The 25,695-nt window shown below is 55.1% G+C and carries 29 protein-coding genes; 6 read left to right on the top strand and 23 right to left on the bottom strand.

Going from position 1 to position 25,695, the window contains the following annotated elements:
* Positions 1-27 precede the first annotated feature (27 nt).
* The 4 genes from gntU to AC3Y5R_RS10660 form a co-directional block, all read right to left on the bottom strand.
* A complete protein-coding gene (gene gntU / locus AC3Y5R_RS10675; RefSeq protein ID WP_489921324.1) occupies positions 28-1,368 on the bottom strand; it encodes a gluconate transporter in 1,341 nt (446 codons plus the stop codon).
* 13 nt (positions 1,369-1,381) lie between these two features.
* Positions 1,382-1,915 (bottom strand): gluconokinase, encoded by a 534-nt coding sequence (gene gntK, locus AC3Y5R_RS10670; protein WP_158780753.1) that lies wholly within the window; start codon positions 1,913-1,915, stop codon positions 1,382-1,384.
* Positions 1,916-2,122: 207 nt separating this feature from the next.
* A complete protein-coding gene (gene gntR, locus AC3Y5R_RS10665) occupies positions 2,123-3,118 on the bottom strand; it encodes a gluconate operon transcriptional repressor GntR (RefSeq protein ID WP_489921323.1) in 996 nt (331 codons plus the stop codon).
* 94 nt (positions 3,119-3,212) lie between these two features.
* Entirely contained in the window at positions 3,213-3,908 is a 696-nt protein-coding gene (locus AC3Y5R_RS10660; RefSeq protein WP_489921322.1) for a pirin family protein, read from the bottom strand.
* Positions 3,909-4,269: 361 nt separating this feature from the next.
* On the opposite strand from AC3Y5R_RS10660, the gene AC3Y5R_RS10655 reads away from it, so the two are divergent.
* Positions 4,270-4,770 (top strand): GNAT family N-acetyltransferase, encoded by a 501-nt coding sequence (locus AC3Y5R_RS10655; RefSeq protein ID WP_489921321.1) that lies wholly within the window; start codon positions 4,270-4,272, stop codon positions 4,768-4,770.
* Positions 4,771-4,805: 35 nt separating this feature from the next.
* Here AC3Y5R_RS10655 and AC3Y5R_RS10650 read toward each other — a convergent pair whose 3' ends face one another.
* The 4 genes from AC3Y5R_RS10650 to ggt form a co-directional block, all read right to left on the bottom strand.
* Entirely contained in the window at positions 4,806-5,063 is a 258-nt protein-coding gene (locus AC3Y5R_RS10650; RefSeq protein WP_489921320.1) for a hypothetical protein, read from the bottom strand.
* Positions 5,056-5,229, bottom strand: coding sequence for a hypothetical protein (locus tag AC3Y5R_RS10645; protein ID WP_489921319.1), 174 nt, complete (start codon positions 5,227-5,229; stop codon positions 5,056-5,058). The genes AC3Y5R_RS10650 and AC3Y5R_RS10645 overlap by 8 nt, the downstream gene beginning before the upstream one ends.
* Positions 5,219-5,491 (bottom strand): hypothetical protein, encoded by a 273-nt coding sequence (locus tag AC3Y5R_RS10640; protein WP_489921318.1) that lies wholly within the window; start codon positions 5,489-5,491, stop codon positions 5,219-5,221. The genes AC3Y5R_RS10645 and AC3Y5R_RS10640 overlap by 11 nt, the downstream gene beginning before the upstream one ends.
* 168 nt (positions 5,492-5,659) lie before the next feature.
* Positions 5,660-7,402 carry a gamma-glutamyltransferase gene (ggt, locus tag AC3Y5R_RS10635; protein ID WP_489921317.1) on the bottom strand — a complete coding sequence of 581 codons (1,743 nt, stop codon included), beginning with the start codon at positions 7,400-7,402 and terminating at the stop codon, positions 5,660-5,662.
* Positions 7,403-7,558: 156 nt separating this feature from the next.
* Between ggt and AC3Y5R_RS10630 the strand changes: the two genes are divergently transcribed.
* Positions 7,559-7,855 carry a DUF2756 domain-containing protein gene (locus AC3Y5R_RS10630; protein WP_489921316.1) on the top strand — a complete coding sequence of 99 codons (297 nt, stop codon included), beginning with the start codon at positions 7,559-7,561 and terminating at the stop codon, positions 7,853-7,855.
* A 137-nt stretch (positions 7,856-7,992) separates the two neighbouring features.
* Here AC3Y5R_RS10630 and ugpQ read toward each other — a convergent pair whose 3' ends face one another.
* From ugpQ to AC3Y5R_RS10580, 10 genes are all read right to left on the bottom strand, one after another.
* On the bottom strand, positions 7,993-8,751 hold the full coding sequence (gene ugpQ / locus AC3Y5R_RS10625) for a glycerophosphodiester phosphodiesterase (protein ID WP_489921315.1): 759 nt from the start codon (positions 8,749-8,751) through the stop codon (positions 7,993-7,995).
* Positions 8,748-9,821 (bottom strand): sn-glycerol-3-phosphate import ATP-binding protein UgpC, encoded by a 1,074-nt coding sequence (locus AC3Y5R_RS10620; RefSeq protein ID WP_489921314.1) that lies wholly within the window; start codon positions 9,819-9,821, stop codon positions 8,748-8,750. Before AC3Y5R_RS10620 ends, ugpQ begins: the two co-directional genes overlap by 4 nt.
* Before the next feature lie 3 nt (positions 9,822-9,824).
* On the bottom strand, positions 9,825-10,670 hold the full coding sequence (gene ugpE, locus AC3Y5R_RS10615) for a sn-glycerol-3-phosphate ABC transporter permease UgpE (protein ID WP_489921313.1): 846 nt from the start codon (positions 10,668-10,670) through the stop codon (positions 9,825-9,827).
* Positions 10,667-11,554, bottom strand: a complete 888-nt coding sequence (ugpA, locus tag AC3Y5R_RS10610) for a sn-glycerol-3-phosphate ABC transporter permease UgpA (protein ID WP_489921312.1) — start codon at positions 11,552-11,554, stop codon at positions 10,667-10,669. Before ugpA ends, ugpE begins: the two co-directional genes overlap by 4 nt.
* 117 nt (positions 11,555-11,671) lie before the next feature.
* Positions 11,672-12,988: a sn-glycerol-3-phosphate ABC transporter substrate-binding protein UgpB gene (gene ugpB, locus AC3Y5R_RS10605; RefSeq protein WP_489921311.1), complete on the bottom strand. Its 1,317-nt coding sequence runs from the start codon at positions 12,986-12,988 to the stop codon at positions 11,672-11,674.
* 278 nt (positions 12,989-13,266) lie between these two features.
* Positions 13,267-13,977, bottom strand: a complete 711-nt coding sequence (gene livF / locus AC3Y5R_RS10600) for a high-affinity branched-chain amino acid ABC transporter ATP-binding protein LivF (protein ID WP_489921310.1) — start codon at positions 13,975-13,977, stop codon at positions 13,267-13,269.
* Between the two features lies 1 nt (position 13,978).
* A complete protein-coding gene (gene livG / locus AC3Y5R_RS10595; RefSeq protein WP_489921309.1) occupies positions 13,979-14,746 on the bottom strand; it encodes a high-affinity branched-chain amino acid ABC transporter ATP-binding protein LivG in 768 nt (255 codons plus the stop codon).
* Complete coding sequence (locus tag AC3Y5R_RS10590; protein WP_158780768.1) at positions 14,743-16,017, bottom strand: high-affinity branched-chain amino acid ABC transporter permease LivM; 1,275 nt, start codon at positions 16,015-16,017, stop codon at positions 14,743-14,745. The genes livG and AC3Y5R_RS10590 overlap by 4 nt, the downstream gene beginning before the upstream one ends.
* A complete protein-coding gene (gene livH, locus AC3Y5R_RS10585; protein WP_158780769.1) occupies positions 16,014-16,940 on the bottom strand; it encodes a high-affinity branched-chain amino acid ABC transporter permease LivH in 927 nt (308 codons plus the stop codon). The genes AC3Y5R_RS10590 and livH overlap by 4 nt, the downstream gene beginning before the upstream one ends.
* Before the next feature lie 88 nt (positions 16,941-17,028).
* The gene (locus AC3Y5R_RS10580; RefSeq protein ID WP_489921308.1) at positions 17,029-18,144 is read right to left on the bottom strand and encodes a branched-chain amino acid ABC transporter substrate-binding protein; all 1,116 of its coding nucleotides are present in this window, start codon (positions 18,142-18,144) and stop codon (positions 17,029-17,031) included.
* A 385-nt stretch (positions 18,145-18,529) separates the two neighbouring features.
* Here AC3Y5R_RS10580 and panM point away from each other — a divergent pair, with 385 nt between their 5' ends.
* A complete protein-coding gene (panM, locus tag AC3Y5R_RS10575; RefSeq protein WP_489921307.1) occupies positions 18,530-18,925 on the top strand; it encodes an aspartate 1-decarboxylase autocleavage activator PanM in 396 nt (131 codons plus the stop codon).
* 129 nt (positions 18,926-19,054) lie between these two features.
* Here panM and rpoH read toward each other — a convergent pair whose 3' ends face one another.
* From rpoH to ftsY, 4 genes are all read right to left on the bottom strand, one after another.
* Positions 19,055-19,909: an RNA polymerase sigma factor RpoH gene (gene rpoH, locus AC3Y5R_RS10570; RefSeq protein WP_158780774.1), complete on the bottom strand. Its 855-nt coding sequence runs from the start codon at positions 19,907-19,909 to the stop codon at positions 19,055-19,057.
* 263 nt (positions 19,910-20,172) lie between these two features.
* Positions 20,173-21,162 carry a permease-like cell division protein FtsX gene (gene ftsX, locus AC3Y5R_RS10565; RefSeq protein ID WP_158780776.1) on the bottom strand — a complete coding sequence of 330 codons (990 nt, stop codon included), beginning with the start codon at positions 21,160-21,162 and terminating at the stop codon, positions 20,173-20,175.
* Positions 21,152-21,820 carry a cell division ATP-binding protein FtsE gene (gene ftsE / locus AC3Y5R_RS10560; protein WP_158780783.1) on the bottom strand — a complete coding sequence of 223 codons (669 nt, stop codon included), beginning with the start codon at positions 21,818-21,820 and terminating at the stop codon, positions 21,152-21,154. The genes ftsX and ftsE overlap by 11 nt, the downstream gene beginning before the upstream one ends.
* Positions 21,821-21,825: 5 nt before the next feature.
* Positions 21,826-23,391 carry a signal recognition particle-docking protein FtsY gene (gene ftsY, locus AC3Y5R_RS10555; RefSeq protein WP_489921306.1) on the bottom strand — a complete coding sequence of 522 codons (1,566 nt, stop codon included), beginning with the start codon at positions 23,389-23,391 and terminating at the stop codon, positions 21,826-21,828.
* A 165-nt stretch (positions 23,392-23,556) separates the two neighbouring features.
* On the opposite strand from ftsY, the gene rsmD reads away from it, so the two are divergent.
* Both rsmD and AC3Y5R_RS10545 read left to right on the top strand, forming a co-directional pair.
* The gene (gene rsmD, locus AC3Y5R_RS10550) at positions 23,557-24,162 is read left to right on the top strand and encodes a 16S rRNA (guanine(966)-N(2))-methyltransferase (RefSeq protein ID WP_489921305.1); all 606 of its coding nucleotides are present in this window, start codon (positions 23,557-23,559) and stop codon (positions 24,160-24,162) included.
* Complete coding sequence (locus AC3Y5R_RS10545; RefSeq protein WP_489921304.1) at positions 24,152-24,421, top strand: DUF1145 family protein; 270 nt, start codon at positions 24,152-24,154, stop codon at positions 24,419-24,421. The genes rsmD and AC3Y5R_RS10545 overlap by 11 nt, the downstream gene beginning before the upstream one ends.
* A gap of 60 nt (positions 24,422-24,481) precedes the next feature.
* On the opposite strand, the gene AC3Y5R_RS10540 is transcribed toward AC3Y5R_RS10545, so the two are convergent.
* Complete coding sequence (locus AC3Y5R_RS10540; RefSeq protein ID WP_489921303.1) at positions 24,482-24,838, bottom strand: DUF2500 domain-containing protein; 357 nt, start codon at positions 24,836-24,838, stop codon at positions 24,482-24,484.
* 140 nt (positions 24,839-24,978) lie between these two features.
* Here AC3Y5R_RS10540 and AC3Y5R_RS10535 point away from each other — a divergent pair, with 140 nt between their 5' ends.
* Positions 24,979-25,605, top strand: coding sequence for a lysoplasmalogenase (locus tag AC3Y5R_RS10535; protein WP_489921302.1), 627 nt, complete (start codon positions 24,979-24,981; stop codon positions 25,603-25,605).
* Positions 25,606-25,695 lie beyond the last annotated feature (90 nt).

The following is a 25,695-nucleotide window of genomic DNA, read 5'->3' as shown; positions in this document are numbered from 1 at the left end:
TCCCCGCGCCTGAAGTTCAGATATCGGTTAAGACAATAACTCAAAAGCGATCATCCCGACGATAGCGCCAGTGGTTCCCAGAATGGTTTCCATCATCGTCCAGGTTTTCAGCGTCTGCCCTTCCGTCGCGCCGGTAAAGCGGCCAAACAGCCAGAAACCGGCATCGTTGACGTGGCTGAAAATGATAGAGCCGCCCGCGATACAGATGGACAGTGCTGCCATCTGCGCGCCAGAGTAATGCAGCGGCTCAATAACCGGCATAATCAGGCCGACCGCCGTCAGGCAGGCTACCGTGGCTGAACCCTGAATAATACGCACCGCCCCGGCGAGGATAAAGCACGCCAGCGCCACCGGCAGACCGGCTCCGGTCAGCGCATGGCCCAGCGCCGGGCCTACACCGGAATCCACCAGCACCTGCTTGAACACGCCGCCCGCACCAATCACCAGCAGGATAATGCCTGCAGGCTGCAGCGCACTGCCGCAAATCTTCATCACCTGCTCTTTGTCCATGCCCTGACGGTAAGCCAGACCATAGATCGCCACCAGACAGGCCAGCAGAATGGCGATAAACGGATGGCCGATAAACTCCAGCCACTCATACAGTCTGCTGCCCTGCTCGGTAAAGCGCGCACCGATAGTTTTCAGCCCCACCAGCACCAGCGGGAACAGGATCAGCGACAGGCTGAAGCCGAATGACGGCAGCTTGTGCTCTTCAAATTCCGGATGGCTGGTTTCAGTCGGCAGCGTGAACTCCACGTGGCGGCTGATAAAGTTACCGAACAGCGGACCGGCAATCAGCATACTCGGGATAGCGGCACATACGCCCAGCAGGATCATCCAGCCGAAATCCACATGCATCTGCGAGGCCAGCAGCATCGGAGCTGGCCCCGGCAGCAGGAATGCCGCAGAAGCTGCCACACCGGCAAACAGCGGAATAACCAGTTTTACCAGGTTGTCCTGAGTGCGGCGAGCCACGGCAAAGGCAATACTGATCAGCAGCACGATCGCCACTTCGAAGAACAGCGGCAGCGCACAAATCAGCCCGGCAATCCCCATCGCGTAGTGCGCTCGGCTCTCGCCAAACGCCTTCAGCATTTTGATGGCGATCTGATCGACCGCGCCGGTTTCATGCAGAATTTTGCCGAACATCGCGCCCAGCGCGACCACAATAGCGAGGAACCCCAGCGTACCGCCCATGCCTTTCTGCATGGTGTCGGCGATTTTATCAAGCGGCATCCCGGAGAAAATACCGGCACCCACGGAAACTAACATCAGCGCCACAAAGGCATGCATACGCGCTTTCATGACCAGGAATAGCAGCAGTAAAACAGACCCCGCTGCGGTTAACACCAGTGTTGCAGTAGCCATCAATCCATCCTGGTTATTTCTTTATCGCACCTTCGATGGTGGTGATAGTTTCAGCCACCACCTCATCCAGCGTCTGATTAATATCCACCACCAGCACACCGTGCTCATCACTGCCGGGTTCTTCCAGCGTGGCGAACTGCGTGACCAGCATCTGCGGCTTGAAGAAGTGCCCTTTACGCGCACGCAGGCGGGATTCGATCGTGTCAAAATCACCCTTCAGATAAACGAATGACAGATTCTCGTTACCTTTACGCAGGATGTCGCGATAGCTTTTTTTCAATGCGGAACAGACGATCAGCGATACACCGTTGGTGCGCTGCATGGCGAAAGCGGCATCGTTAATTGCCTGCAGCCACGGTTTGCGATCGTCGTCATTCAGCGGGTGGCCTTCGGACATTTTTTCGATGTTGGCGCGGGGATGCAGAAAATCGCCGTCCAGGAACGCCGCTTTAAGCTGCCAGGCCACGGCATTGGCGACAGCGGATTTGCCGCTGCCTGATACGCCCATCAGGACAAACACATGGTTAGACGCAGGTGATGCTTTCATTTTTTGCTCCGGCAGAAGAGGTCCAGGACCTGTCCGTTTCAGTATTAGCGCAATTTGTTATCGGTAACATTGTCGGAAGGCCCGTCGTCTAAGGCAACAGCCAGGCGGGAAAAAGCTGGTAAATGTGAAGTAGTTCAAAAAAATGACAGTTTCGGAAGACCGGGGCACAAAGGGACAAAGAGGCCGCCGGACAGGGCCCCTGAAAAATCAGATGCTGCCGCCCTCTGAAATAGTAAAGCCAACATCGATCGGTTCTGTCCCGGTCTGCTCACCACGGATCCTGGTCAGCAGCAGCGCGGCAGCTTCCCGCCCCATTTTCTCTCGCGGGGTGAAAACCGTTGCCAGTTTAGGTGTTACCACCTGGGTTATATCATGGCCGTGAAAACCGGCGATTGCCATGTCGTCCGGCACCCGCAGCCCCTGACGCTGGCACTCAAACATCGCGCCCACCGCAAGGTCATCGTTGGTACAAAACAGGCTGTCAGTCGCGGGATAACGTTTTTGCGCTTCCAGCAGCAAAGTGCCGCCCATCGAGAATGAAGAGGCGGCTTCCATCATGATGCTGTGCGGTTCAAGGCCGGATTCACGCATCGCTTTCTCATAGCCCTGATGTTTGAGCAGGGTGCGTTCATCCAGCCTTGCGCCCAGGTAGACGGTGTGGCGATAACCTTTTTTCAGAATGGCGAGAGTCATCTGGCGGGCAGCCTCAACGTTATCGAAGCCCACGGCCATATCCAGGCAGGGTGACACGGAATCCATCATCTCCAGCACCGGAATACCGGCCGTTTCAATCATCCGCAGGCTGGCTGGCGTGTGGGTACGCTCGGTGAGGATCAGCCCGTCGATGTTCCAGCCCAGCAGCGAACGCATCTGCAGCTCTTCTTTTTCGGCGCTATAGCCAAAGTGGCCCAGCATGGTCTGGTAACCTGCCGCATCGGTCACTGCCTCAATACCGCGCAGTACATCCGCAAAAACCTGGTTGGTCAGTGAAGGCAGCAGCACGCCAATCGCCCGGCTGGTGGAATTAGACAAAATATCGGGGGCACGATTAGGGATATACCCCAGATCGTCCAGCGCTTCGGCAATGCGACTCTGCAGGGCAACAGAAACCTGATCGGGGTTGCGCAGATAGCGGCTGACGGTCATCTTGGTGATGCCAACGCGATCGGCAACGTCCTGTAATACCGGTCTTTTCTTCTTCATTATTTTGCAGATTGAGGGAGTATTGCTGGAGTGTAACAAAAATAGCGGGGAAACGGTGAAGGGTGCGGCAAACCGCACCCAAAGTGTGACCGACTTAAACCGGTGGCAGGTCGAACAGCAGGATTTCGGCATCGCTGTCGGCAACAATCGCAAGCGTGGCTTCATCCCAGATCGCGAAAGCATCACTGCGGGTGGCTTTTTCACCATTAACGGTGACGTCACCTTTCACTACCTGGATCCAGATCTTGCGATCGCCATCGACGTCCACAGTGCCCTCTTCGCCCTGTTTCAGCGCCCAGCGGGACAGCGTCATATCCTGGAAAACCTTCAGCGAACCTTCACGGGCATCCGGAGAAAGCACCAGCTGGCGGCCCTGCACATCATCGAAACGACGCTGAGCGTAGCGCGGCTCAATGCCATTTTTTTCCGGAATGATCCAGATCTGGTACAGGTGCAGCGGCACTTCTTTGCTGGCGTTGTACTCAGAGTGGCGCACACCGGCACCTGCACTCATGATCTGGAACTCACCGGCAGGGATCCGCTCTTTGTTGCCCATGCTGTCCTGATGCTCAACCGTACCGGAGAGCACGTAGGTCAGGATTTCCATATCTTTATGCGGATGGGTACCAAAACCCTGTCCGGCATCGATCACGTCTTCGTTAATCACCCGCAGCGCTGAAAAGCCCATAAAGTTGGCATCGTAGTAGTTAGCGAAGGAGAAAGTGTGCCAGCTGTCCAGCCAGCCGTGGTTAGCGTGTCCGCGTTCTTCTGCTTTGCGTAAGTAAATCATGTTCAATCCTCCTCAACGTTTTCACATAGTCTGGACCTGTTCTGAGGGGGATGATAGCGGAGAAAATTGTCTCCTCTGTTCAAATTATTCGACTAAATAAGCAGGGAACAGTCAGCGGTTCTGGCGGAGGGAAATCGCAGGCAAAAAAAAAGCCAGCACCCGAGCTGGCTAAGTAATACTGGAAGCAATGTGAGCAATGTCGTGCTTTCCCGACCGGTCCGTGAAGTCCGTGCCGAAAACGCATGACAATAATAATCATTATCATTCGCACTTGTAAAGCGTTTCCTGATGATTTTTTCACTTGCTTTCCGCCATGAACCCCATGATCTTCAAAAGGATTACCACCAAAAGGAGAGAGAAGATGAGTGAGATTGTGATTCGCCATGCCGCCCCGGAAGATGCTGCAGACCTGCACCGTATCCTCAGCCAGCCGGAAACCTATGCCGACACGCTACAAATCCCTCATCCTTCTCTACAGCTTTGTCAGGAGCGGCTTGCTGCGCCGCGTGATGGGATGCAACGCCTGGTCGCCTGCATCGACGGTCTGGTGGTGGGCGATCTGACGCTGGAGGTCAATGGGCGCGCTCGCCGCCGCCATGTGGCTACCTTTGGCATCTGCGTGGACTGCAACTATCGCGGCCGGGGCGTGGCAACCAGGCTGATGCAGGAGATGATTAACCTGTGTGATAACTGGCTCGGTGTGGAACGCATAGAGCTGACGGTGTTTGCCGATAACGCCGGGGCCATCAGGCTCTATCAGCGGTTTGGGTTTGAAACCGAAGGCCTGGCGCGCCGCCATGCCATGCGTAATGGTCAGCTGGTCGACACGCTTTATATGGCGCGGCTAATTGAAAAAAATTAACGCCTTTAGTTGTTGCCCGACGGTGAATCGGGCAACTATTTCAACTTAAGACAGAATGAAGGACGGTTAACCCAGAAGATTAATTTCACCATATTCCTTGGTAAATTGTTCAGTAAGATATTTAATAACCTTTCTAATTTATCCATTTCTTCACACAACGCCGCGGCTTCATCATCATCAACATCATCCATATCAATGGCAGTGTTAGCGTTAAGTTTTTCTTGCAGCGCGAGTATAATCAGTTTCCAGTCTCCCATGATCATAGGAAGGGACAAGCTGTCTGTTTTACCCATTTTTTATTTCCTCGGACGTTAACTTAATACATTTCGAACTATCTTTACCAAAATCATTTATTAATTTTAGATATTTTTCTAACGTCATATCCATCAGAGGGGCAATCATGTAATGACCTTTCTTACCTGGTGTATAATCCCTTACCAGCCTTAGCTCAGCAGGCAACAATGCCCCTTTCTTGAGTTTCCAGATATTTGTTTCCCTGACGCTTCATACCGGAAGTTATATGGTCAAAAGTTGAAAATCCGCCACCGTTTGCAATAACCCACAAAACCTGCTTCCCTTCATCATCCACTTTTTGGTAGGTTGTGAGATCTTTCAGCGCACGAACTTCGCTAAAGTTGGGGGTTGAGGCATTCCCGCTACGAGAGAGTTCAATATTTAATTGGTCAATATCTATTAGATACAATAACATTTCATTTATCATGTTTCCGATTCCTTTTGGAAAAAATGGCATTCCTTGCGTTGCATTAATAAAAATTAACAGTTATTTGATCAACCAGCAATATGCAGTGATAAGAATGGTACAAGGATCAATATTTCCTCCCTGAAATCTGCCCATTTTAAACAGGCAGACAGGAAGGAAAATTTATTTTTAATAACCCGCAGTTAAATCGTCAATCGTGCGCGGATCAGAAGCACCATACAACATGCCGTCTGGCCCGATCATGATGCTCTGCGTACTGCCCATCGCTGGCTGAACTTTTACATGCTGACCTTTCATTTCCAGCAGTTTCAGCGTGTCCGGGCTGAAGCCTTTTTCCACCCGCAGCTGATCCGGCAACCACTGATGGTGGAAGCGCGGGGCTGCTGTCGCTTCGGCAACATTCATACCAAAATCAATGCTGTTCACCACCATTTGCAGCACGGTAGTGATAATCCGGCTGCCGCCAGGACTGCCCGTCACCAGCCAGGTTTTGCCATCCTTCGCTACAATAGTCGGCGACATGGAGGAGAGCGGGCGCTTGTAGGGCTGAACAGAGTTCGCTTCGCCACCCACCAGGCCATAAACATTCGGCGTGCCGGGCTTGGCTGAGAAGTCATCCATTTCGTTGTTCATCAGGATACCGCTGTTACCCGCCACAATGCCGCTGCCAAAATTGGTGTTCAGCGTATAGGTCACCGCCACAGCGTTACCCTGCTTATCCACTACCGAGAAGTGAGTGGTCTGGTTACTTTCATACGGCGCAAGTTTGCCCGGTTTGATGTCAGCAGAAGGGCGAGCTTTGTTGAGATCTATCTGCTGCGCCAGCGATTTAGCGTAGATCTTGCTGGTCAGCGCCTGGGTTGGCACTTTGACAAAATCGGGGTCACCGAGGTACTCCGAACGGTCGGCATAAGCATACTTCTCCGCTTCTGCCATTACCTGCATCGCATCGGCGCTGCCAAAGCCCATTTTCGCCAGGTCAAAGTTTTCCAGGATATTCAGGATCTGTACGATGTGGATCCCACCGGAGGAAGGAGGCGGCATGGAATAAACTTCATAGCCGCGATAGCTGCCGCTGACCGGTTTGCGCTCAATAGCTTTGTAGTTCGCCATATCAGCTTTATCAATCAGCCCGCCGTTGGCTGCCATCTCTTTAGCGATCTGGTCAGCTATCGGGCCTTTATAGAAGGCATCCGGCCCCTGCTTTGCGATCAGCTCCAGGCTGTGCGCCAGATTACGCTGCACCAGCTTTTCTCCGCGCTGATAAGGCGTACCGTCCTGCTTGTAGAAAATGGCTTTACTGTTAGGATGGCTGAGCAGCACTTCTTTGCCATAGACCTTCAGGTCGTCGGCCAGCGACTCGTTGACCACAATCCCTGAGCTTGCCAGTTTCAAAGCCGGAGCAATCAGCTGACTGAGCGGTAAGGTGCCGTACTCTTTGTTCGCCAGCGAGAAGCCTGCCACCGTTCCGGGAACGCCGGAAGCCAGGTGTGAGGTCAGAGATTTTTTGCTGTCAGCATTGCCCTGCCCATCAAGGAACATGTCGCGGCTGGCCCTGGTGGGTGCCATTTCGCGGAAATCGATAGAGGTGGTATGGCCTGAAGCAGTACGGATCATCATAAATCCGCCGCCGCCAAGGTTCCCGGCCTGCGGATGAGTCACCGCCAGCGCGTACCCTACCGCCACCGCCGCATCCACTGCATTACCGCCCTGCTTGAGGATATTCACGCCCACCTGGGTCGCCGTGGCATCCACCGAGGCTACCATGCCGTGCAGTTCCTTAACCGGATGGAAAGTATCGGCTCCAACCCCGTAAGAAACCGGTGGAGCTGTGGGTGCCGCCGTAGCCCCCTGCCAGAAAAAAAGCCCTGCCATCAGCGGCCCTGCAAACCGCGCTGCACGTCCAGTCATCTTCACCCCTTTTTAGTGTTATTTACGTTTGTTTACAGCACTTAAGTGTGTACTAAATAAGTGAAAAGGCGAGACTTGAAGCAAATTAAGAGAACAGGAAGGTTCATTAACGCGACACTGGCATACACTTAGGGAAAGAAACAGGGAGGGCAGTTGATGAAATGGTTAATGATATTTGCCGCACTGGTCCCGTTGAGTGGCATGGCAAACATGTTGAACAACAGCAATGATCCTGACAAGCCTGGCTATAACCCGAGCACGCAGCGGATGCAGCAGCAAATGCAGACGCAGCAGTCCCAGCAAAAACTGAAGCTACAGCAGGACCAGCAGCGTCAGAGCCAGGATTTGCAGCGAAAAGTGCAGGAACAGCGTAACAGCGCTTCCCAGCGTATTCTTCAGTCGCAGCCGGGCAGCAATACCCAACCACCGGTACAGCAAAACAACTCAAATTAGCCAGGAATTGAATTACTCCCTGGTTGAACATTCACCCAATAAATGGTGCCACAACCAGGCGGCCAGTGCAGAAATCCCCGGGGTCTTACTCCAGTAAGTGATCGGGGTTTCTGCATGCAGCTAACGCAGTTATGGCGTCAGGTACAGAGGTTAATGGCAAAATCCGGTCCCAGCAGGTCTATCCTGTCCGTACAGATCGCATCCACTCCCCAGCTCAGCAGTTCCTTCGCCCTTTCCGGCGTATTCACCGTATAAACCAGAATCCGCAGCCCGGCCGCTTTGACCTGTGCCACCCGCTCCTGCGTCAGAATTTTATGGTTAAAGTGGATCGACACGCAGTCCAGCTTCTCCGCGATCGCCTGCCAGTCGTCATGCCACTCGTGCAGTAACATGCCGCGCGGCAGCTCAGGAGCCGCTTTCATTGCTGCTTCCAGCGCGGCGAAGGAGAACGAAGAGAGCAGCGGCGTAGTCTGGGTATGCCAGAGATCGCGGGCAGCCAGCGCCACGACCCGTCCGGTTTCTGCCTCCAGCCCGATGGTAGGCTTGATTTCAATGTTCGCCATCATCTGATAGCCCGCACAGCGTTCCGCCACCTGTGAGAGCAGCGGCAGCCGCTCATCGGTGAAATCCTTGCTGTACCAGCCACCGGCATCCAGCTGCAATAACTTTTCCCACGGCAGCTGACCGGCAATGCCCCAGCCGTTGCTGGTGCGGTCCAGGGTGTCATCGTGCAGCAGGAAGATCTCGCCATCGAGCGACAGTTTGACGTCAAACTCGATCATTTTGTGGCCCAGCTTCGCGCCGGTATCGATACCGGCCAGGGTATTTTCCGGGGCCAGTTTCCCGCCGCCACGGTGGGCGACGATGACAGGGTAAGGCCAGGCTTTCTCAGTCATTCAAGACGTTGTCCATTCAGGGTGTCAAAGAAGTGTAGCGATTCTGCCGGCAGATGCAGCCACAGCGTACTGCCAATGGCCGGACGCTCGACGTGAGGCAGACGGACCACCACATTGCCACCGCCCCATTTACCATGGGCCAGATTATCCGCGCCCAGCATCTCCAGCGTTTCCACCACCAGCGGCAAACAGCCCGCTTGCTGTGTGGAGAGTTTAATATGCTCCGGGCGGATCCCCAACGTCAACGGGCGTCTGGCCCAGCGGGCTTTCGCTTCCGGCAGCGGAATCGCAAAGTTATCCGCCAGTGCCAGCCGCGTGCCGTCATCACTCAACTCACCTTCCAGCAGGTTCATTGACGGCGCACCGATAAAGCTGGCCACAAAGCGCGTGGCGGGGCGTTCATAAACTTCTACCGGTGTGCCCAACTGCTCCAGCACGCCTTTGTTCATCACCATCACCCGTTGGGCCAGCGTCATCGCTTCCACCTGATCGTGGGTCACATACAGACTGGTGGTGTTCAGACGGCGGTGCAATTGTTGCAGCTCCAGGCGCATCTGCACGCGCAGGCGCGCATCCAGGTTGGAAAGAGGCTCATCAAACAGGAAAACCGCAGGTTCACGCACGATGGCGCGCCCCATTGCGACACGCTGTCGCTGACCACCGGAAAGCTCACGCGGACGGCGGTGCAGCAGCGCTTCCAGCTCCAGGCTTCTGGCAGCGATCAGCACGCGCTGGCGGATATGCTCTTTACCCATGCCGCGGATTTTCAGGCCATAAGCCATATTCTGTTCCACGCTCATATGCGGGTACAGGGCGTAGTTCTGGAACACCATCGCAATACCGCGATCTTTCGGTTCCAGGTTAGTCACGCGCTCGTTATCAATATAGATGTCGCCGGTAGTGAGCTGCTCCAGCCCGGCGACCATGCGCAGCAGCGTCGATTTTCCACAGCCGGATGGCCCGACCATCACCATAAATTCGCCGTCGCGGATCGCCACATCAAGCGGCTGAATAATCTGGTTTTTACCGTCATAGGATTTGGTTACGGCCTGAAGTTTTACACCTGCCATAACTTATTTCTCGCTCTCAACCAGCCCGCGAACGAAGGCGCGCTGCATCACTAAAACAATCACAATCGGTGGGATCATGGTCAGCAACATTGCCGTCATAACCAGATTCCACTGCGTGGAGCCGTCACCGTTGCCTATCATGCTGCGGATCCCCGCCACGGCGGTGCCCAGGTGCACATCGTTGATGATCAGCAGCGGCCACATGTACTGGTTCCAGCCGTAGATAAATGTGATCACAAACAGCGCCGCCAGGTTGGTTTTCGACAGCGGCAGCACGATGTCCCAAAAGAAGCGCATCGGACTGGCTCCGTCGATGCGGGCCGCCTCAATCAGCTCATCCGGCAGGGTCATAAAGAACTGGCGGAACAGGAAGGTGGCGGTGGCTGAGGCCATCAGCGGCAGAGTTAATCCGCTGTAGCTGTCCAGCATGTTGAGGTTGGAGATCACCTCCACCGTAGGGAAAATACGCACCTCCACCGGCAGCATCAGGGTGATGAAAATCATCCAGAAGAACAGCCCACGCAACGGGAAGCGAAACCACACCAGCGCAAAGGCGGAGAGGATCGACACCACGATTTTTCCGGCGGTGATACTCAGCGCCATAATCGCGCTGTTCATCAGCATCACGCCAAAGGGCGCGCTGCTCTGCGCCACACCATGTTCCCAGATATTGGCGATGTTGTCCCACAGTGAGCTGCCAGGGATCAGCGTCATCGGCACCTGGAATACCTGAGTGTTGCTGAGCGTGGCAGCGACAAAAGCGATATAGAGCGGGAACAACACCGTCAGGATGCCCAGCCCCAGCATGATATGGCTAAAAATATCCAGCCCGCGTCGGTTCTCAATCATTGGTAACGCACCCTTTTTTCGACGTAGCGGAACTGAATCACCGTCAGGATGATCACCAGTACCATCAGCACCACCGACTGCGCGGAGGAGGAAGAGAGATCCAGTCCGGCAAAGCCTTCACGGTAGATTTTGTAAATCAGCGTGGTGGTGGACTGCACCGGTCCGCCGCCCGTTGCGGCATCAATCACCGGGAAGGTGTCGAAGAAGGCATAGACCAGATTCACCACCACCAGGAAGAAGCCCACCGGGGCGATCAGCGGCAGGGAGAGCTGGAAGAAGCGGCGTACCGGACCGGCTCCATCGATGGCGGCAGCCTCGGTCAGCGATTTTGGGATTGACTGCATCGCGGCAAAAAAGAACAGGAAGTTGTAGCTCATCTGCTGCCAGATGGAGGCCAGCACTACCAGGAACATTGCCTGGCCGCTGTTCTGCGCATGATTCCAGTTGTAGCCAATCTGCGCCAGGAAGTGGGTAATCAGGCCCAGCCCGGGGCTGAACAGGAACATCCACAAGACCGCTGCCACCGCGGGTGCCACGGCATAAGGCAGTAAAAACAGCGTCTGATAGAAACGCTTCAGGCGCAGGACGTAATCGGCCAGCGCCGCAAAAAACAGGGAAACCACCAGGCCGATAACGGTCACCAGACCGCTGAACACCAACGTGGTCCAGAAGGAGTCAAGGTAGTATTCATCGCCAGCCAGGCGTTTGAAGTTGTCCAGCCCGACAAAGGTGCTGGAAATACCAAAGGGATCGATGCTCTGCACCGAATACCACAGCGCTTCTCCGGCAGGCCAGAGGAAGAAGATCACGGTGATCAGCAACTGTGGCAACACCAGCAGATAGGGCAGCCAGCGCGAGCGAAAAACGGGACGGGAAGAAGACATAAGGTCGCTCTGAAATTAAGGTATTGCGGGCGGAATACCTTCCGCCGCGACAAAAACAGTCAGTTGTACAGCCAGGGAGGTTGTAAGGGGCGAATTTCTTCGCCCCACAAGTCGTTATTACTGCTTAACAGTCTGCTCGAAGCGACGCAGCAGCAGGTTGCCACGGGTCACCGCGTTATCCAGAGCGGCCTGAGGGGTGCTCGATCCGGTCCAGACGCCTTCCAGTTCTTCGTCAACAATGGTACGAATCTGCGGCATGTTGCCCAGACGCATGCCTTTGGTGAACGGCAATGGTGGCTTATTCAACATCTGGCGAGTGGCGGTGTCCGCACCCGGGTTTTTATCGTAAAAGCCCTGCTTGCGGGTCAACTCGTAAGCCGCGGTGGTGATTGGCAGGTAACCGGTTTTCTGGTGCCATTCGGCAGCGATTTCCGGCTGGGCCAGGAACTGCATAAACTCAGCTACGCCTTTATAGGTTGCTGCGTCTTTGCCCTTCATCACCCACAGGCTTGCACCACCGATAATGGCGTTCTGCGGAGCGTTCGGTACGGTAGAGTCGTAAGGCATCATGCCCACGCCGTAGTTGAATTTGGCGTAGTGACGGATGTCAGCCAGTGAACCGGAAGAGGCAGTGGTGATGCCGCAGTCGCCGTTGTAGAACTTGGCGGTAGACTCATCTTTACGACCGAAGTAGGTGAACTCACCCTTCTTGTTCATCTCTTCCAGCATCTGGATATGACGGACCTGGGTTGGTTTGTTGAATTCCAGAACGGCATCAGTACCGTCGAAGCCGTTGTTTTTGGTCGCCACTGGCAGACCGTGCCACGCGCTGAAGTTTTCGATCTGGATCCAGCCCTGCCAGCCACTGGCGTAGCCACAGGTCATGCCCGCTTTACGCAGTGCAGCAGCATCTTTCTCCAGATCCTGCCAGGTTTTTGGCGGCTCATCCGGGTTCAGACCGGCTTTCTTAAAGGCGTCTTTGTTGTAATACAGAACCGGCGTGGAGCTGTTGAACGGCTGGGAAATCAGGTGGCCATTAGAGTCGCTGTAGTAACCGGCAACCGTTGGCACAAACTGGGATTCATCAAAAGCAATCCCTGAGTTTTTGAACACGTCATACACCGGCACGATAGCTTTAGAGGCCATCATGGTCGCTGTACCCACTTCGTAAACCTGCAGGATCGCTGGCGCTTTACCGGAGCGTACGGCAGCAATACCGGCCGCCAGGCTCTGTTCGTAGTTGCCTTTATAAGTCGGCACGATTTTGTAATCAGGGTGAGATTCGTTAAAGCGTTTTGCCAGAGAATCGACTTCAACGCCCAGCTCTCCCTCCATAGAGTGCCAGAAAGGAATTTCAGTGGCGGCCAGAGCGTGGCTGCTGAAGGTCAGTCCCAGTACGACGCAAAGTGCGGTTTTGCGGGAGAACGATGTCATGTCGGTTTCCTGTGCCCGGTGTCATTCGCGCCAAATGGCGCAATATTGTTCGGGATGTAACATGACATGTGAAAATGACGGAAAGATAACGAGTTTATGACAGGGGAGTGACAGACAGGTGACGAGGGATCACGCCATAAACCAGCATGTGTGCGTGCAATATCGGCAGTATATAAAGCGCAAAAAGCATCTTCGGGAACATCTCAACCCACCCCTTTCCAGGAGCGGGTTGATGGATTACCGGTCGACATTTCCCGCGCTTTAGTTGTCGGGGCCAACTATCCCCCAAGATAAGCGCTACGCACCGCCTCATTAGCCAGCAACGCCGCGCCGGTATCCTCCAGTACCACGTGACCGTTTTCCAGCACGTAGCCCCGATCGGCCAGCTTCAGCGCCTGGTTGGCATTCTGTTCAACGAGGAAAATCGTCATTCCCTCCTGCCGCAGTTGTTCGATAGTGTCGAAAATCTGCTGGATGATGATCGGTGCCAAACCCAGTGACGGTTCGTCCAGCAGTAGCAGGCGCGGCTGGCTCATCAGCGCACGGCCTATCGCCAGCATCTGCTGCTCGCCGCCGGACATCGTTCCGGCTCGCTGTATGCGGCGCTCGTAAAGGCGCGGAAACAGCTCATACACACGCTTGATGCGAGTCTGATACTGCTGACGTTCAGCGAAGAAACCGCCCATCGCCAGGTTTTCATCCACCGTCATGCGGGAAAATACCCGCCGCCCTTCCGGCACAATCGCAATCGCTTCACGCATAATGCGCGCGGTTTGCCATTCAGTGATCGCCTTACCATCGAAAGTGATCGTCCCTTCTGTCGCCCTCGGCTCGCCACATAGCGTACCGAGGATAGTGGTTTTACCCGCGCCATTAGCGCCAATCAGCGTGACGATTTCGCCCTGATTGATGTGCAAGCTGACGTTATGCAGCGCCTGAATTTTGCCGTAATGGGCGCTGACGTTTTGCAGGGAAAGCATCGGATTCATATTATGCTTCTCCTAAATAGGCGCGGATAACATCCGGATTATTGCGGATCTCTTCCGGCGTGCCATTGGCCAGCGGTGTTCCCTGATTAACCACATAGATGCGGTCAGAAATGCCCATTACCAGTTTCATATCGTGTTCAATCAACAGTACCGAGACTTTATGCTCGCCTCTGAGCTCAGCAATCAGCTCATCCAGCTCGTGCGTCTCTTTCGGATTCAGCCCCGCCGCCGGTTCATCCAGCATCAGGATTTCCGGACGGGTTACCATGCAGCGGGCAATTTCCAGACGGCGCTGCTGGCCATAGGCCAGATTCCCCGCCTGACGGTTTGCCAGTTCAAGCAGTCCAACACGCTGCAGCCAGCTGGAGGCACTATCAAGCGCTTCGCTTTCCGCTTTACGGAAGGCAGGCGTCTTCAGCAGTCCGGCAAACACGCTGCTTTTCAGGTGCTGATGCTGGGCAACCAGCAGATTTTCAATCACCGTCATTTCACGGAACAGGCGAACGTGCTGGAAGGTCCGCACAATGCCCATCCGTGCAATCTTCTGCCCCGGCAGACCGGCCAGCTGCTGATCCCGCAGCTTGATGCTGCCGCCCGTCGGACGATAAAAACCGGTCAGGCAGTTAAACACCGTGGTTTTGCCCGCGCCGTTCGGCCCGATCAGCGAAACGATCTCCTGCGGGCGCAGCTCCAGCTCAACGTTGTTCACGGCAAGCAGGCCGCCAAAGCGCATCATCAGGCCATTCACGGCCAGTAAAGGCTGGGTCATGGCTGCTCTCCTTTTTCCACACTCTTCAGCTTCAGGTGCGGGCGTTTCATCGGCAGCAGGCCCTGTGGCCGCCAGATCATCATCAGTACCATCAGACCACCGAGTACCAGCATGCTGTACTCGTTAAGGTCGCGCATCAGTTCGCGGGAAACCACCAGCAGCACGGCAGCGAGGATCACCGCAAACTGCGATCCCATCCCGCCCAGCACCACAATCGCCAGTACAAAGGCCGACTCGGCAAAGGTAAAGGATTCCGGGCTGACAAAACCCTGACGCGCGGCAAACAGGCTACCGGCAAAGCCCGCAAAGGCGGCGCTGATAGTGAATGCGGTCAGTTTGATGCGGGTCGGGCTCAGGCCCAGCGAGCGGCAGGCGATTTCATCTTCGCGCAGCGCTTCCCAGGCGCGGCCCAGCGGCATACGCAGCAGGCGGTTGATGACAAACAGCGTCACAATCACCAGCAGCAGCGCGACCATATAAAGGAAAATAATGCGGTCGCTGGGGTCATATTTCAGCCCGAAGAAATTACTGAAGGTATCCCAGCCACCATCGCGAACGCTGCGGCTAAACTCCAGGCCAAACAGCGACGGTTTCGGGATCTGGCTGATGCCGTTCGGGCCTCCGGTGATTTCCGTGTTATTGAGCAGCAGGATACGGACAATTTCGCCGAAGCCCAGCGTCACAATCGCCAGATAGTCACCGCGCAGGCGCAATACCGGGAACCCCAGCAGCAGGCCAAACATCGCCGCCACCAGACCGGCCAGCGGCAGACATTCCCAGAAGCTCAGGCCATAGTAGTGGTTCAGCAAGGCGAAGGTGTAAGCGCCGATGGCATAAAAACCGCCGTAACCCAGTACCAGCAGGCCGGACAGGCCGACAACCACGTTCAGGCCGAGGCCCAGCATCACGTAGATCAGCGTCAGCGTGGCGATATCGACCGTACCGCGAGAGACCAGAAACGGCCATGCAACGGCAGCGATAATCAACACCAGAAACAGCAGTTTTTGCTTTGGTGTGGAGCCGTCGATCCCCGGCAGAACAAACGCCGGCCCAGACATTTTTTTCATTCCGTGCTGGAATAAAGGGCGCAGCAGCTGGAAGAAGAACACCACGGCACAGCCGACAGCAATCCAGTTCCAGCGAACGCTTCCGGCATTGTTCACCACCAGATGGGTGCCATCCAGATTCAGGCGCATGCCCATAAAGAACGCCGCCAGCACCAGCAGCATCACCGCTGAAGCAAGGGCATTAAGCAGGTTGAGGTGTTTCATACTTTCTCCACCTCCGGACGACCGAGAATACCGGTTGGCATCACCAGCAGCACCACAATCAGCAGCGCAAAAGAGACCACGTCTTTGTATTCAGTGCTCAGATAAGCAGAAGTCAGCGCTTCAGCAATGCCGAGGATCAGACCGCCAAGCATCGCGCCCGGAATACTGCCGATGCCGCCCAGTACCGCGGCAGTAAAGGCTTTCATCCCGGCCATAAAGCCAATATACGGGTTAATTACGCCGTAGAACTGGCCAAGCAGTACACCCGCCACCGCCGCCATTGCGGCACCAATCACAAAGGTCAGTGAGATTACGCGGTCGGTATTGATGCCCAGCAGGCTGGCCATCTTCAGATCTTCAGCACAGGCACGACAGGCGCGGCCCATGCGGGAATAGCGGATAAACAGCGTCAGTGCCAGCATGGCGAGGAAGGTCACCACCCAAATCACCACCTGCATGGTGGAAATTGTCGCAGCAAAGCCATTGCTGACGCCCAGCGTCCACTGCCCGGTAATCAGGCTGGGCAAGGCCAGGTCACGTGAGCCCTGAGTCAGGCTGACGTAGTTTTGCAGGAATATTGACATGCCAATGGCGGAGATCAGCGCAATCAGACGCTTGGAGGAACGGACCGGCTTGTAGGCCACGCGCTCAATGCTCCAGCCGTAGGCGCTGGCAATCACGATGGCGACAATAAACCCGGCGCCAATCAGCATCCAGCTGACGTCGATGCCCATCATCATCAGTGCGGCAATCACAATAAAGGAGACATAGCTGCCGATCATATACACCTCGCCGTGGGCGAAGTTGATCATGCCAATAATGCCGTACACCATGGTGTAACCGATGGCGATCAGCGCATAGGTGCTGCCCAACGTCACGCCGTTGAACATCTGCTGCAGAAAATAGAGGAACTGCTCGGACATATCCGTACCTTACTTCTTTCCACCCTGGTGGTGGGAATGAGGCTTATTATTGCATCGGGCGACGTGAACGCCGCCCGGACTGGCTTTGTTATTTCACCGAAGTGGAAGAACCGTCGGCATGCCATTTGAAGATGCCGAACTCGAACCCTTTCAGGTCGCCTTTGGCATCCCAGCTCAGGTCACCCATCACTGTAGGTACTGGCGCGCCCTCTTTCAGGTTTTTAGCGATGTCCTCTGGCTCAGCACTTTTGCTGCGCTCCATACCGGTAGTCAGTGACTGCAGCGCAGCATAGGTGGTCCAGACGAACGGGCCGGTCGGGTCCAGTTTCTTCGCTTTCAGCGAGTCCACGATGGGCTGGTTAGCAGGAACCTGGTCATAACGCTTCGGCAGCGTCACCAGCATGCCTTCAGAAGCAGCACCGGCAATGTTGGACAGCGAGGAGTTACCCACGCCTTCCGGGCCCATAAACTGGGTTTTCAGACCGGCGGCACGGGACTGACGCAGGATCTGGCCCATTTCCGGGTAGTACCCCCCGAAGTAGACGAAATCGACGTTCTCTTTCTTCAGGCGCGCCACCAGGGTGGAAAAATCTTTATCGCCTGCGGTGATACCTTCAAACATCACCACGTTGCCGCCAGATTTTTTCAGGCTGTCCTGGACGGAACGCGCCAGGCCTTCACCGTACTGCTGCTTGTCGTGGATCACGGCAATACGCTGCGGTTTGATTTCGCTGAGGATATATTTCGCCGCGGTTGGCCCCTGATCTGAATCCAGACCGGTGGTGCGCATAATCATTTTATAACCGCGGGTGGTCAGATCGGCGTTAGTGGCCGCTGGCGTGATCATCAGCACGCCCTCATCTTCATAGATATCAGAAGCAGGCTGGGTGGAAGAGGAGCAGAGGTGACCGATAACATAGCGAATGCCGTCGTTGATCACCTTGTTGGCGACCGCAACCGCCTGTTTTGGATCGCAGGCATCGTCATATTCCACGCCAACCAGCTTATCGCCATTCACGCCGCCTTTGGCGTTGATGTCGGCAATAGCCTGCTTCGCACCGGTGAACTCCATGTCGCCATACTGCGCAACCGGGCCGGACATGGCGCCAACAATGGCGACTTTAATGTCTTTTGCCACGGCAGCATGGCTCAGCGCCATTGCCACGCAGCCTGCCAGGAACGCGCTACCTTTACTGATTTTCATCCTGAGTACCCCATCTGTTGTATTTGCACTTTTATTCACCGGTATCCCGCAGAAAACGCTTTGGTTATAAAGAGTTAGCGGAATAATCCGTCATTTTTAGGAATAAGGCTTTAAAATTCAGGTTATTAAACAGGAGTTTTCTTCTGTAAATCAACTGACACATTGAGAAACACCCGCCCCGCGCAGGATAAATCACTGGCATTAAAGCTGGCTTTAATGCTGACAATCCAGCGGGTTATGCTGGATAAATGGCGACCAGTTAGTGTTAACACTTAAGTTTTAACACGCATTGCACAGATTGCTTCGTTTTCGTACAAAAAAAGTTCTGAGTCCCTCTTTGAGCGAATTCGCTACAATATCCCTTTGTTCCAGGCAGGTATCACACATGAAGCTCACTATCATCAGATTGAAACACTTATCCGCGCAGGATCGCCTCGACCTGGCAAAAATCTGGCCTGAGGCCGATTTAGCCGCGCTGGAAATGAGGCTGGACGAACATCACCAGCTGTATGCCGCGAAATTCAACGATCGGCTGCTGGCGGCCGTCAGGGCGACGATCAAGGGAACGCACGGAGAGCTTGAAGAGTTTATGGTGCGCGAGGTCACGCGCCGTCGTGGAGTGGGTAAATATCTGCTGGAAGAGGTGCTGGCACAGAATAAAGCGATCACTCAATGGTGGATTGCCGACGCGGGTTTCAGTGACCGGGAGGCGGCTGCTGCTTTTATGCAGTCAGTGAGTTTTGTTGCGCAGGTGGGCGGTTGGGGCTGGCTGCAGAAGTAAGCGGAAGCCCTGTTCTGCAAAGTGTCTGAGCGGGGAGCGCTGGCCCTGGCAGCGGCGCACAGTCATTCATCCGGGCGCAGAAAACAGAAAGGGCGACCCAAAGTCGCCCTGTTCTCTACACTGCCAGTGTTACGCTTCGATAGCGACACGCAGTTTTTTCATCGCGTTCTTTTCCAGCTGACGCACACGCTCCGCGGAAACGCCGTATTTATCGGCCAGCTCCTGCAGCGTGGTTTTGTTGTCATCGTCCAGCCAGCGGGCACGGATAATATCCTGGCTGCGCTCGTCCAGACCCTGCATCGCGTCGCTCAGCTTATCTGCAGCGTGGGATTCCCAGTTGTCTTCCTCTATGCCACCGGCAAAGTCAGACGACTTATCCTGCAGATACAGCATCGGCGCCATTGAACGCCCTTCGCCTTCATCATCCGGCGTCGGGTCAAAGGTCATGTCCTGAGCCGCCATACGCGACTCCATCTCCAGCACGTCTTTGCTGGTGACGCCCAGCTCGCGGGCCACCATTTCCACTTCATCCTGGTTGAACCAGCCTAAACGCTGCTTGGCTTTACGCAGGTTAAAGAACAGTTTGCGCTGAGCTTTGGTGGTAGCGACCTTCACGATACGCCAGTTACGCAGGACGTATTCGTGGATCTCGGCTTTAATCCAGTGCACGGCGAAAGAAACCAGACGCACGCCCACTTCCGGGTTAAAACGACGCACGGCTTTCATCAGGCCAATGTTACCTTCCTGAATCAGGTCAGCCTGCGGCAAGCCGTAGCCGGAGTAGTTACGGGCGACATGAACAACAAAGCGCAGGTGAGACAGGATCAGCGTCTTAGCTGCTTCCAGATCGCCCTGGTAATGCAGCCGTTCAGCCAGCGCTTTTTCCTCTTCTGCCGTCAGCATAGGCCAGGCATTGGCCGCCCGGATATAGGAATCCAGGTTGCCCAAAGGAGCAATAGCTAAAGTTTGCATTTCTTTGGTCATTCAAACCCTCTCTGTAATAAGCAATGTTGCTGCGCATTTCCCTGTGCGATTCACAAGACTACGTGAATGACGGGGAGAAATGAAAGCAATCTGTGCTACTTCGACTGCAAAGTTATCCACAAGTTCACTTTCACCGGTGTATATTTTACACACATTCTCGGGCAGGGGAGTATGGCCGGGGGAAGTGACAAAATGATGACTTCCTCTGCGGCACAACCTTCATGCAACAGAGGAATATTATATCAAAAAAACGTGTGAAGGGGTTACTGCGGCGTAAATCGACGTAAATGTTGCACCGTCGCCAGCCAGGCTGCAATCCAGCCAATCATGGCGGAGATCAGCAGCAGCAGCAGGCTCTCATCCCACGCCAGCCCACGGAGGCTGAAGGTGGTGCCAAATACCGCCGCAACCTGCGTCACCACAGATTCCAGACGGAACACCAGTACTTCGGACAGCACCAGCGACAACAGCGCGCCGGTAAAGCCCAGCAGCGCACCGCCGTAAAGGAATGGGCGCAGGATAAAACCATCCGTTGCACCAATCAGCTTCTGCACGTTGATGGTGTCGCGGCGGGCAAAGATGCTGAGCCGCACGCTGTTACCGATCACCAGGAACACCGCCACAATCATCAGCACGCCGATCATCGCAGCCACCTGTCCGACCAGCCCGGTCAGCGCCGCCAGGCGGGCGAACCAGCTGTCATCCATCTTCACTTCATCCACGCCCTGCGTCTTCGCCACGCGATCGCGCAGGTTGTTCATGGTGTCGGAATTCTGGAAGTTGAGCTTCGGCGTGATAATGGCCACGGCTGGCAGCGGATTCTGCTCCAGCATATCCATCGCACCACCAAAGCCGGACCAGTTGCGGAACTCGCCCATCGCTTCTTCGCGTGACAGGTAGTTCACCTTATCCACACCGTCTTCTTTCTTAATCTGCGCCACGACATTTTCTGCCGCATCGTCATCCAGCGTTTTGCTCAGGTAAACGGTCAGTTGGGGTGCCGGATACCACTGCTCCGCCGCCTGGCTGACGTTTTTCCATACCATAAAGCACACGCTCGGCAGCGTCAGGGAGATGGCAATTACCATCACCGTCAGCAGCGTTGCCAGCGGCTGACGCCACATATCGGACAGCGTGCCGCGCAGCGCATAGCGCCACTGCTCCTGCCAACCGCCCTTCAGCGCTTTGCTTTTGGAAGGCTGCTTTGGCTTCGCGGCTTTCGGCGCGGGCCGGGTATTGCGTTTATTCACCACCCTGGCCTCCGTGCAGACGTCCCTGATTCAGCGTCATCAGACGATAGTTGCGCCGGGCAATCAGGCCCCGGTCGTGAGTTGCCATCAGTACGGTCACTCCCACGCGGTTAAATTCTTCGAACAGACGCAGAATATCTTCCGACAGCGCATCGTCCAGGTTACCGGTTGGCTCATCTGCCAGCAGAACAGCGGGTTTGTTCACCACCGCACGGGCAATGCCCACGCGCTGCTGCTCACCGCCGGAAAGCTGGATCGGGAAACTCTTCGCTTTATCCAGCAGGCCGACCTTATCCAGCGCGGCCGATACGCGACGGCGAATATCTTCACCGCTGGCCCCGGCGATAATCAACGGAATCGCCACGTTGTCATACACCGAGCGGTCCATCAACAGGTGATGGTCCTGGAAAATCATGCCAATCTGACGGCGCAGGAAGGGCACTTCCCGGCTTTTCAGGCGACTGATGTCATGCCCGCTGAACCAGATGTGCCCGGCGCTCGGGCGTTCGATGCCGCAAATAAGCTTCAGCAGGGTACTTTTCCCTGCCCCGGAATGTCCGGTCAGAAACGCCATTTCTCCCGGTTGCAGATGGAAATCTACCCCTTGAAGCGCTTGCCGACCGCCGAGATAAGCCTTACTGACTTCTTCAAAGCGAATCATCCTAATTAGTCCTCTCGGGCAAAAAGTGCCTCTATAAAATCGTCAGCCTTGAACTGGCGTAAATCTTCAATGCCTTCACCCACGCCGATATAACGGATGGGAATGCCGAACTGGTCAGCGACAGAGAAGATCACTCCGCCTTTAGCGGTGCCGTCCAGCTTGGTCAGCGTGATACCGTTCAGGCCCACAGCTTCGTGGAACAGCTTAGTCTGACTGATGGCGTTTTGTCCGGTGCTGGCATCAATTGTCAGCATCACTTCGTGTGGTGCCTGCTCGTCGAGCTTTTTCATCACGCGAGTAATTTTCTTCAACTCTTCCATCAGGTGCGATTTGTTCTGCAGACGGCCCGCCGTATCGGCAATCAGCACGTCCACATGGCGGGCCTTCGCCGCCTGAATCGCATCGAAGATCACCGAAGCAGAATCGGCCCCCGTATGCTGGGCAATCACCGGAATGTTGTTGCGCTGACCCCAGACCTGCAGCTGCTCAACCGCAGCGGCACGGAAGGTATCCCCGGCGGCCAGCATCACGGATTTGCCCTCAGCCTGATACTGACGGGCAAGCTTACCGATGGTGGTGGTTTTACCCACGCCGTTGACGCCAACCATCAGGATCACGAACGGGGTTTTGCCGGTCACATCCAGCGGTTGATCAACCTTAGCCAGGATTTCTGACATTTCCTGCTTAAGCAGGCCATACAGCGCTTCAGCATCGCGCAGCTGCTTGCGGTTTGCCTGATTGGTCAGGTTAGAGATAATGCGGCGAGTGGTTTCCACACCGACGTCAGCAATCAGCAGCTGTTCCTCCAGCTCTTCAAACAGATCGTCGTCGATCTTTTTACCGCGGAACAATCCGATAAATCCGGAACCGAGGTTCTGGCGCGTTTTGACCAGGCTGCGTTTCAGACGGGCGAAGAAGCCCTCCTTAGTCGGACGCTCCTGCTCTGCCGTTTCGTGAGTCTGCTCGACCTTAGCCAGTGCCGCAGCAACCGACTCTTCCTGCTCAATCAGCTCGGGTTCGGCTGCTGTTGAGGCCAGCGCGATTGCTTCCAGCTCTTCCGGCAGGATCTCTGCCTCTTCTTCCGGCTCAGGATCTGCTTCAGCAACGTTTTCCGGAAGGCGTTCCTCTTCCGGATCTGGTTGAACTTCAGCAACCTCTTCAGGCAGCAGCTCTTCTTCCGGCTCCGGATGAACTTCGGCGACCTCTTCAGGCAACAGCTCTTCTTCCGGCTCCGGTTTAATTACGGTGGTTTCTTCTGGCAGTGCCTCGTCCAGCGGCTGGAAGGCAGGCACGTCCTGCGGTTGACGGGCTTCTTTCAGCCCGGTCGTCACTTCGGCTTCCGGCTCTCCGGCTCCAGCAACCTGGTGCTGTTCTGCCTGCTGATGAGCCACAGTTTCAGTGACTTCTACGAGGTCTTCGGCGCGCTGCTCTGCCTGCGATTCAGCGGGCGTGGCGGCATCAGTAACGGGCTGTTGTTGCTCGGACGTCTCTTTTGTCTCTTCCTGAGGCGTTGGTTCTTCACGCCCTAATCCCAGCCAGGAAAAAAAGCCACGTTTTTTATTTTTTGCCATGGTACAACCACACTCCTCGCGGGGAAAAATCGGTCAGGTCTCTGAAAATCATCTTAATCCCCTAGTCTAACACTTTCCTGCTAACGCAACACAGCACCCTTTTTACGTTTCCTCCGCACGGTAAGCCCGTTAAACTGTGCAACAAATTATGAAGAGTTCAGTAGCATGACTAAAAAACCCCGCAGCGGCGGCGCCGGACAAATCCGCATTATTGGCGGTCTGTGGCGCGGCAGAAAACTCCCGGTTCCTGACAGCGCCGGACTGAGACCCACCACCGATCGCGTCCGAGAAACGCTGTTCAACTGGCTGGCCCCGGATATTCAGGGCGCGCGCTGCCTGGATTGCTTTGCCGGCAGCGGCGCACTGGGGCTGGAAGCGCTGTCACGCCATGCCGCTTCGGCAACCTTGCTGGAACTTGAGCGGCCGGTAGCCCAACAGCTGGAGAAGAATCTCGCTACGCTCGGCGCGAAAACCGGACGGGTAGTGAACACCAATACGCTGCAATTTCTGGCGCAGGCAGGCGAACCTCACGATCTGGTTTTTATCGATCCGCCGTTCCGCAAAGGCCTGTTAGAACAAACTATTGAGCAACTGGAATCTGGCGGCTGGCTGGCGGATGAAGCGCTGGTCTACGTGGAAAGCGAAGTGGAAAATGGCATACCGCCCGTGCCGGTCAGCTGGCAGCTTCACCGGGAAAAGATTGCCGGACAGGTGGCATTTCGCCTGTATGTTCGTCACACCTCAGGAAAGGGAGAGAACGATGCTGATTAATCTTGGAAGGTTATTAATGGCGTGCGTCTGGGCTTTTTTACTGTTCAATCTGGTCCATCCGTACCCCAAACCGCTAAAATACTTTATTGATGTGGCGCTGTTTTTCATGGTGGTCATGCACGGCCTGCAGCTGGTGCTGATGCGTGCCACACAGCCCAAAGAGGGACCGAAACTGAGCGGCCTTACCCAGACCAAAATCTTCTTCTTCGGCGTATTTGAGCTGCTGGCCTGGCAAAAAAAATATCTGCCAAAACAGTAAATTTTTAGCAAAGCCAGCCGAAAAAGCGTGGAACCCACCGCACTTTTTCGGCGAGCTTTCTTACTGCTGTACCGGACTGAACGATATAAACCGCGTGCCCTGCACTTTCAGTTCACCCTTCGCCCCTTTATCGATCTGGTTATAGTCCTTTTCTTTAAGGATCAGCTTGAAGTCCCCTGCACCATTCAACGGATGGAACCAGGCTTCATAGCGCATATCTTCCACAGGGATCACTTCGCGCTGGCGTGAACGGCGATTTGGCACCGGCGTTTCGCGCTTGGCTTTGACTTCCGCAGGCATCGATCGCACCGGTGAAGCATCATTGACGGCAACTTCCCGGCGTTGCTTAATAAACTGACGTGTAGCCAGCACGGCGATGACAGCAAGTATGATCAAAAATATCAGTGGTGGCTTCATACTTTCGTTGTTACTCCTTATCAGGCAATTTCAAAGCCAAAAGGATACAACCAGAGGCCTCCCATTGTCACATCGTCGCGGCCTGGCCTAAACTGAATTCGGAATTGTGGAGTTTTGCATCTAAAACAAAGGGACACATTATGATTTGGTCGTTTCTGGCGGTACTTTTTTCCGGCTGGCTGTATGTGGATGCCTCCTATCGCGGGCCACAGTGGCAGCGCTGGGTTTTTAAACCGGTCACATTACTGCTGCTTCTTGCCTGGGCCTGGCAAGCTCCGGTGCTGAACACCACCGACTATCTGATCCTGTTTGGTCTGCTGGCAACGCTGATTGGTGATGCGCTGACGCTGCTGCCAAACCGGCGCATGCTGTATGCCATCGGTGCCTTCTTCCTTTCGCACCTGTTGTACACCATCTGTTTTGCCAGCCATATGACCCTGACCTTCTTCTGGCCAATCCCGCTGGTGCTGGTGATCATCGGCGTGCTGTTAATCGCCACCATCTGGAGCAGGCTGGAAGATCTGCGCTGGCCGATTTGTACGTTTATCGGTATGACGCTGCTGATGGTCTGGCTGACCGCAGAACAGTATTTCTTCCGCCCGGCGGCTTACAGCTTCTCGCTGATGATCGGCACTTCGCTGCTGCTGCTGGCTAATATTGTCTGGTTTGTCAGCCACTATCGCCGTCGCTTTACCTCAGACAGCGCGATTGTTGCCGCCTGCTACTTTGCAGGTCACTTTATGATTGTGCGTTCGCTGTATCTTTAACCTCCAGATCAGACTTGACTCTGGAGTGGACTCCAGAGTGTAAGATAGGCAAACGGCGGGAACATTTTCCGCCGTCGTCTAAGGAGGCTT

The organism is Erwinia sp. 009765445 (genome assembly GCF_058137865.1).
Note: the sequence above shows the minus strand (reverse complement) of the source record. Positions and strands in the feature narration are given on the sequence as shown.

Excerpts from the sequence above, each read along its gene's own strand:
- gntU (WP_489921324.1), bottom strand. The coding sequence starts at position 1,368 with ATGGCTACTGCAACACTGGTGTTAACCGCAGCGGGGTCTGTTTTACTG.
- gntK (WP_158780753.1), bottom strand. The coding sequence starts at position 1,915 with ATGAAAGCATCACCTGCGTCTAACCATGTGTTTGTCCTGATGGGCGTA.
- gntR (WP_489921323.1), bottom strand. The coding sequence starts at position 3,118 with ATGAAGAAGAAAAGACCGGTATTACAGGACGTTGCCGATCGCGTTGGC.
- AC3Y5R_RS10660 (WP_489921322.1), bottom strand. The coding sequence starts at position 3,908 with ATGATTTACTTACGCAAAGCAGAAGAACGCGGACACGCTAACCACGGC.
- AC3Y5R_RS10655 (WP_489921321.1), top strand. The coding sequence starts at position 4,270 with ATGAGTGAGATTGTGATTCGCCATGCCGCCCCGGAAGATGCTGCAGAC.
- AC3Y5R_RS10650 (WP_489921320.1), bottom strand. The coding sequence starts at position 5,063 with ATGGGTAAAACAGACAGCTTGTCCCTTCCTATGATCATGGGAGACTGG.
- AC3Y5R_RS10640 (WP_489921318.1), bottom strand. The coding sequence starts at position 5,491 with ATGATAAATGAAATGTTATTGTATCTAATAGATATTGACCAATTAAAT.
- ggt (WP_489921317.1), bottom strand. The coding sequence starts at position 7,402 with ATGACTGGACGTGCAGCGCGGTTTGCAGGGCCGCTGATGGCAGGGCTT.
- AC3Y5R_RS10630 (WP_489921316.1), top strand. The coding sequence starts at position 7,559 with ATGAAATGGTTAATGATATTTGCCGCACTGGTCCCGTTGAGTGGCATG.
- ugpQ (WP_489921315.1), bottom strand. The coding sequence starts at position 8,751 with ATGACTGAGAAAGCCTGGCCTTACCCTGTCATCGTCGCCCACCGTGGC.
- AC3Y5R_RS10620 (WP_489921314.1), bottom strand. The coding sequence starts at position 9,821 with ATGGCAGGTGTAAAACTTCAGGCCGTAACCAAATCCTATGACGGTAAA.
- ugpE (WP_489921313.1), bottom strand. The coding sequence starts at position 10,670 with ATGATTGAGAACCGACGCGGGCTGGATATTTTTAGCCATATCATGCTG.
- ugpA (WP_489921312.1), bottom strand. The coding sequence starts at position 11,554 with ATGTCTTCTTCCCGTCCCGTTTTTCGCTCGCGCTGGCTGCCCTATCTG.
- ugpB (WP_489921311.1), bottom strand. The coding sequence starts at position 12,988 with ATGACATCGTTCTCCCGCAAAACCGCACTTTGCGTCGTACTGGGACTG.
- livF (WP_489921310.1), bottom strand. The coding sequence starts at position 13,977 with ATGAATCCGATGCTTTCCCTGCAAAACGTCAGCGCCCATTACGGCAAA.
- livG (WP_489921309.1), bottom strand. The coding sequence starts at position 14,746 with ATGACCCAGCCTTTACTGGCCGTGAATGGCCTGATGATGCGCTTTGGC.
- AC3Y5R_RS10590 (WP_158780768.1), bottom strand. The coding sequence starts at position 16,017 with ATGAAACACCTCAACCTGCTTAATGCCCTTGCTTCAGCGGTGATGCTG.
- livH (WP_158780769.1), bottom strand. The coding sequence starts at position 16,940 with ATGTCCGAGCAGTTCCTCTATTTTCTGCAGCAGATGTTCAACGGCGTG.
- AC3Y5R_RS10580 (WP_489921308.1), bottom strand. The coding sequence starts at position 18,144 with ATGAAAATCAGTAAAGGTAGCGCGTTCCTGGCAGGCTGCGTGGCAATG.
- panM (WP_489921307.1), top strand. The coding sequence starts at position 18,530 with ATGAAGCTCACTATCATCAGATTGAAACACTTATCCGCGCAGGATCGC.
- rpoH (WP_158780774.1), bottom strand. The coding sequence starts at position 19,909 with ATGACCAAAGAAATGCAAACTTTAGCTATTGCTCCTTTGGGCAACCTG.
- ftsE (WP_158780783.1), bottom strand. The coding sequence starts at position 21,820 with ATGATTCGCTTTGAAGAAGTCAGTAAGGCTTATCTCGGCGGTCGGCAA.
- ftsY (WP_489921306.1), bottom strand. The coding sequence starts at position 23,391 with ATGGCAAAAAATAAAAAACGTGGCTTTTTTTCCTGGCTGGGATTAGGG.
- rsmD (WP_489921305.1), top strand. The coding sequence starts at position 23,557 with ATGACTAAAAAACCCCGCAGCGGCGGCGCCGGACAAATCCGCATTATT.
- AC3Y5R_RS10545 (WP_489921304.1), top strand. The coding sequence starts at position 24,152 with ATGCTGATTAATCTTGGAAGGTTATTAATGGCGTGCGTCTGGGCTTTT.
- AC3Y5R_RS10540 (WP_489921303.1), bottom strand. The coding sequence starts at position 24,838 with ATGAAGCCACCACTGATATTTTTGATCATACTTGCTGTCATCGCCGTG.
- AC3Y5R_RS10535 (WP_489921302.1), top strand. The coding sequence starts at position 24,979 with ATGATTTGGTCGTTTCTGGCGGTACTTTTTTCCGGCTGGCTGTATGTG.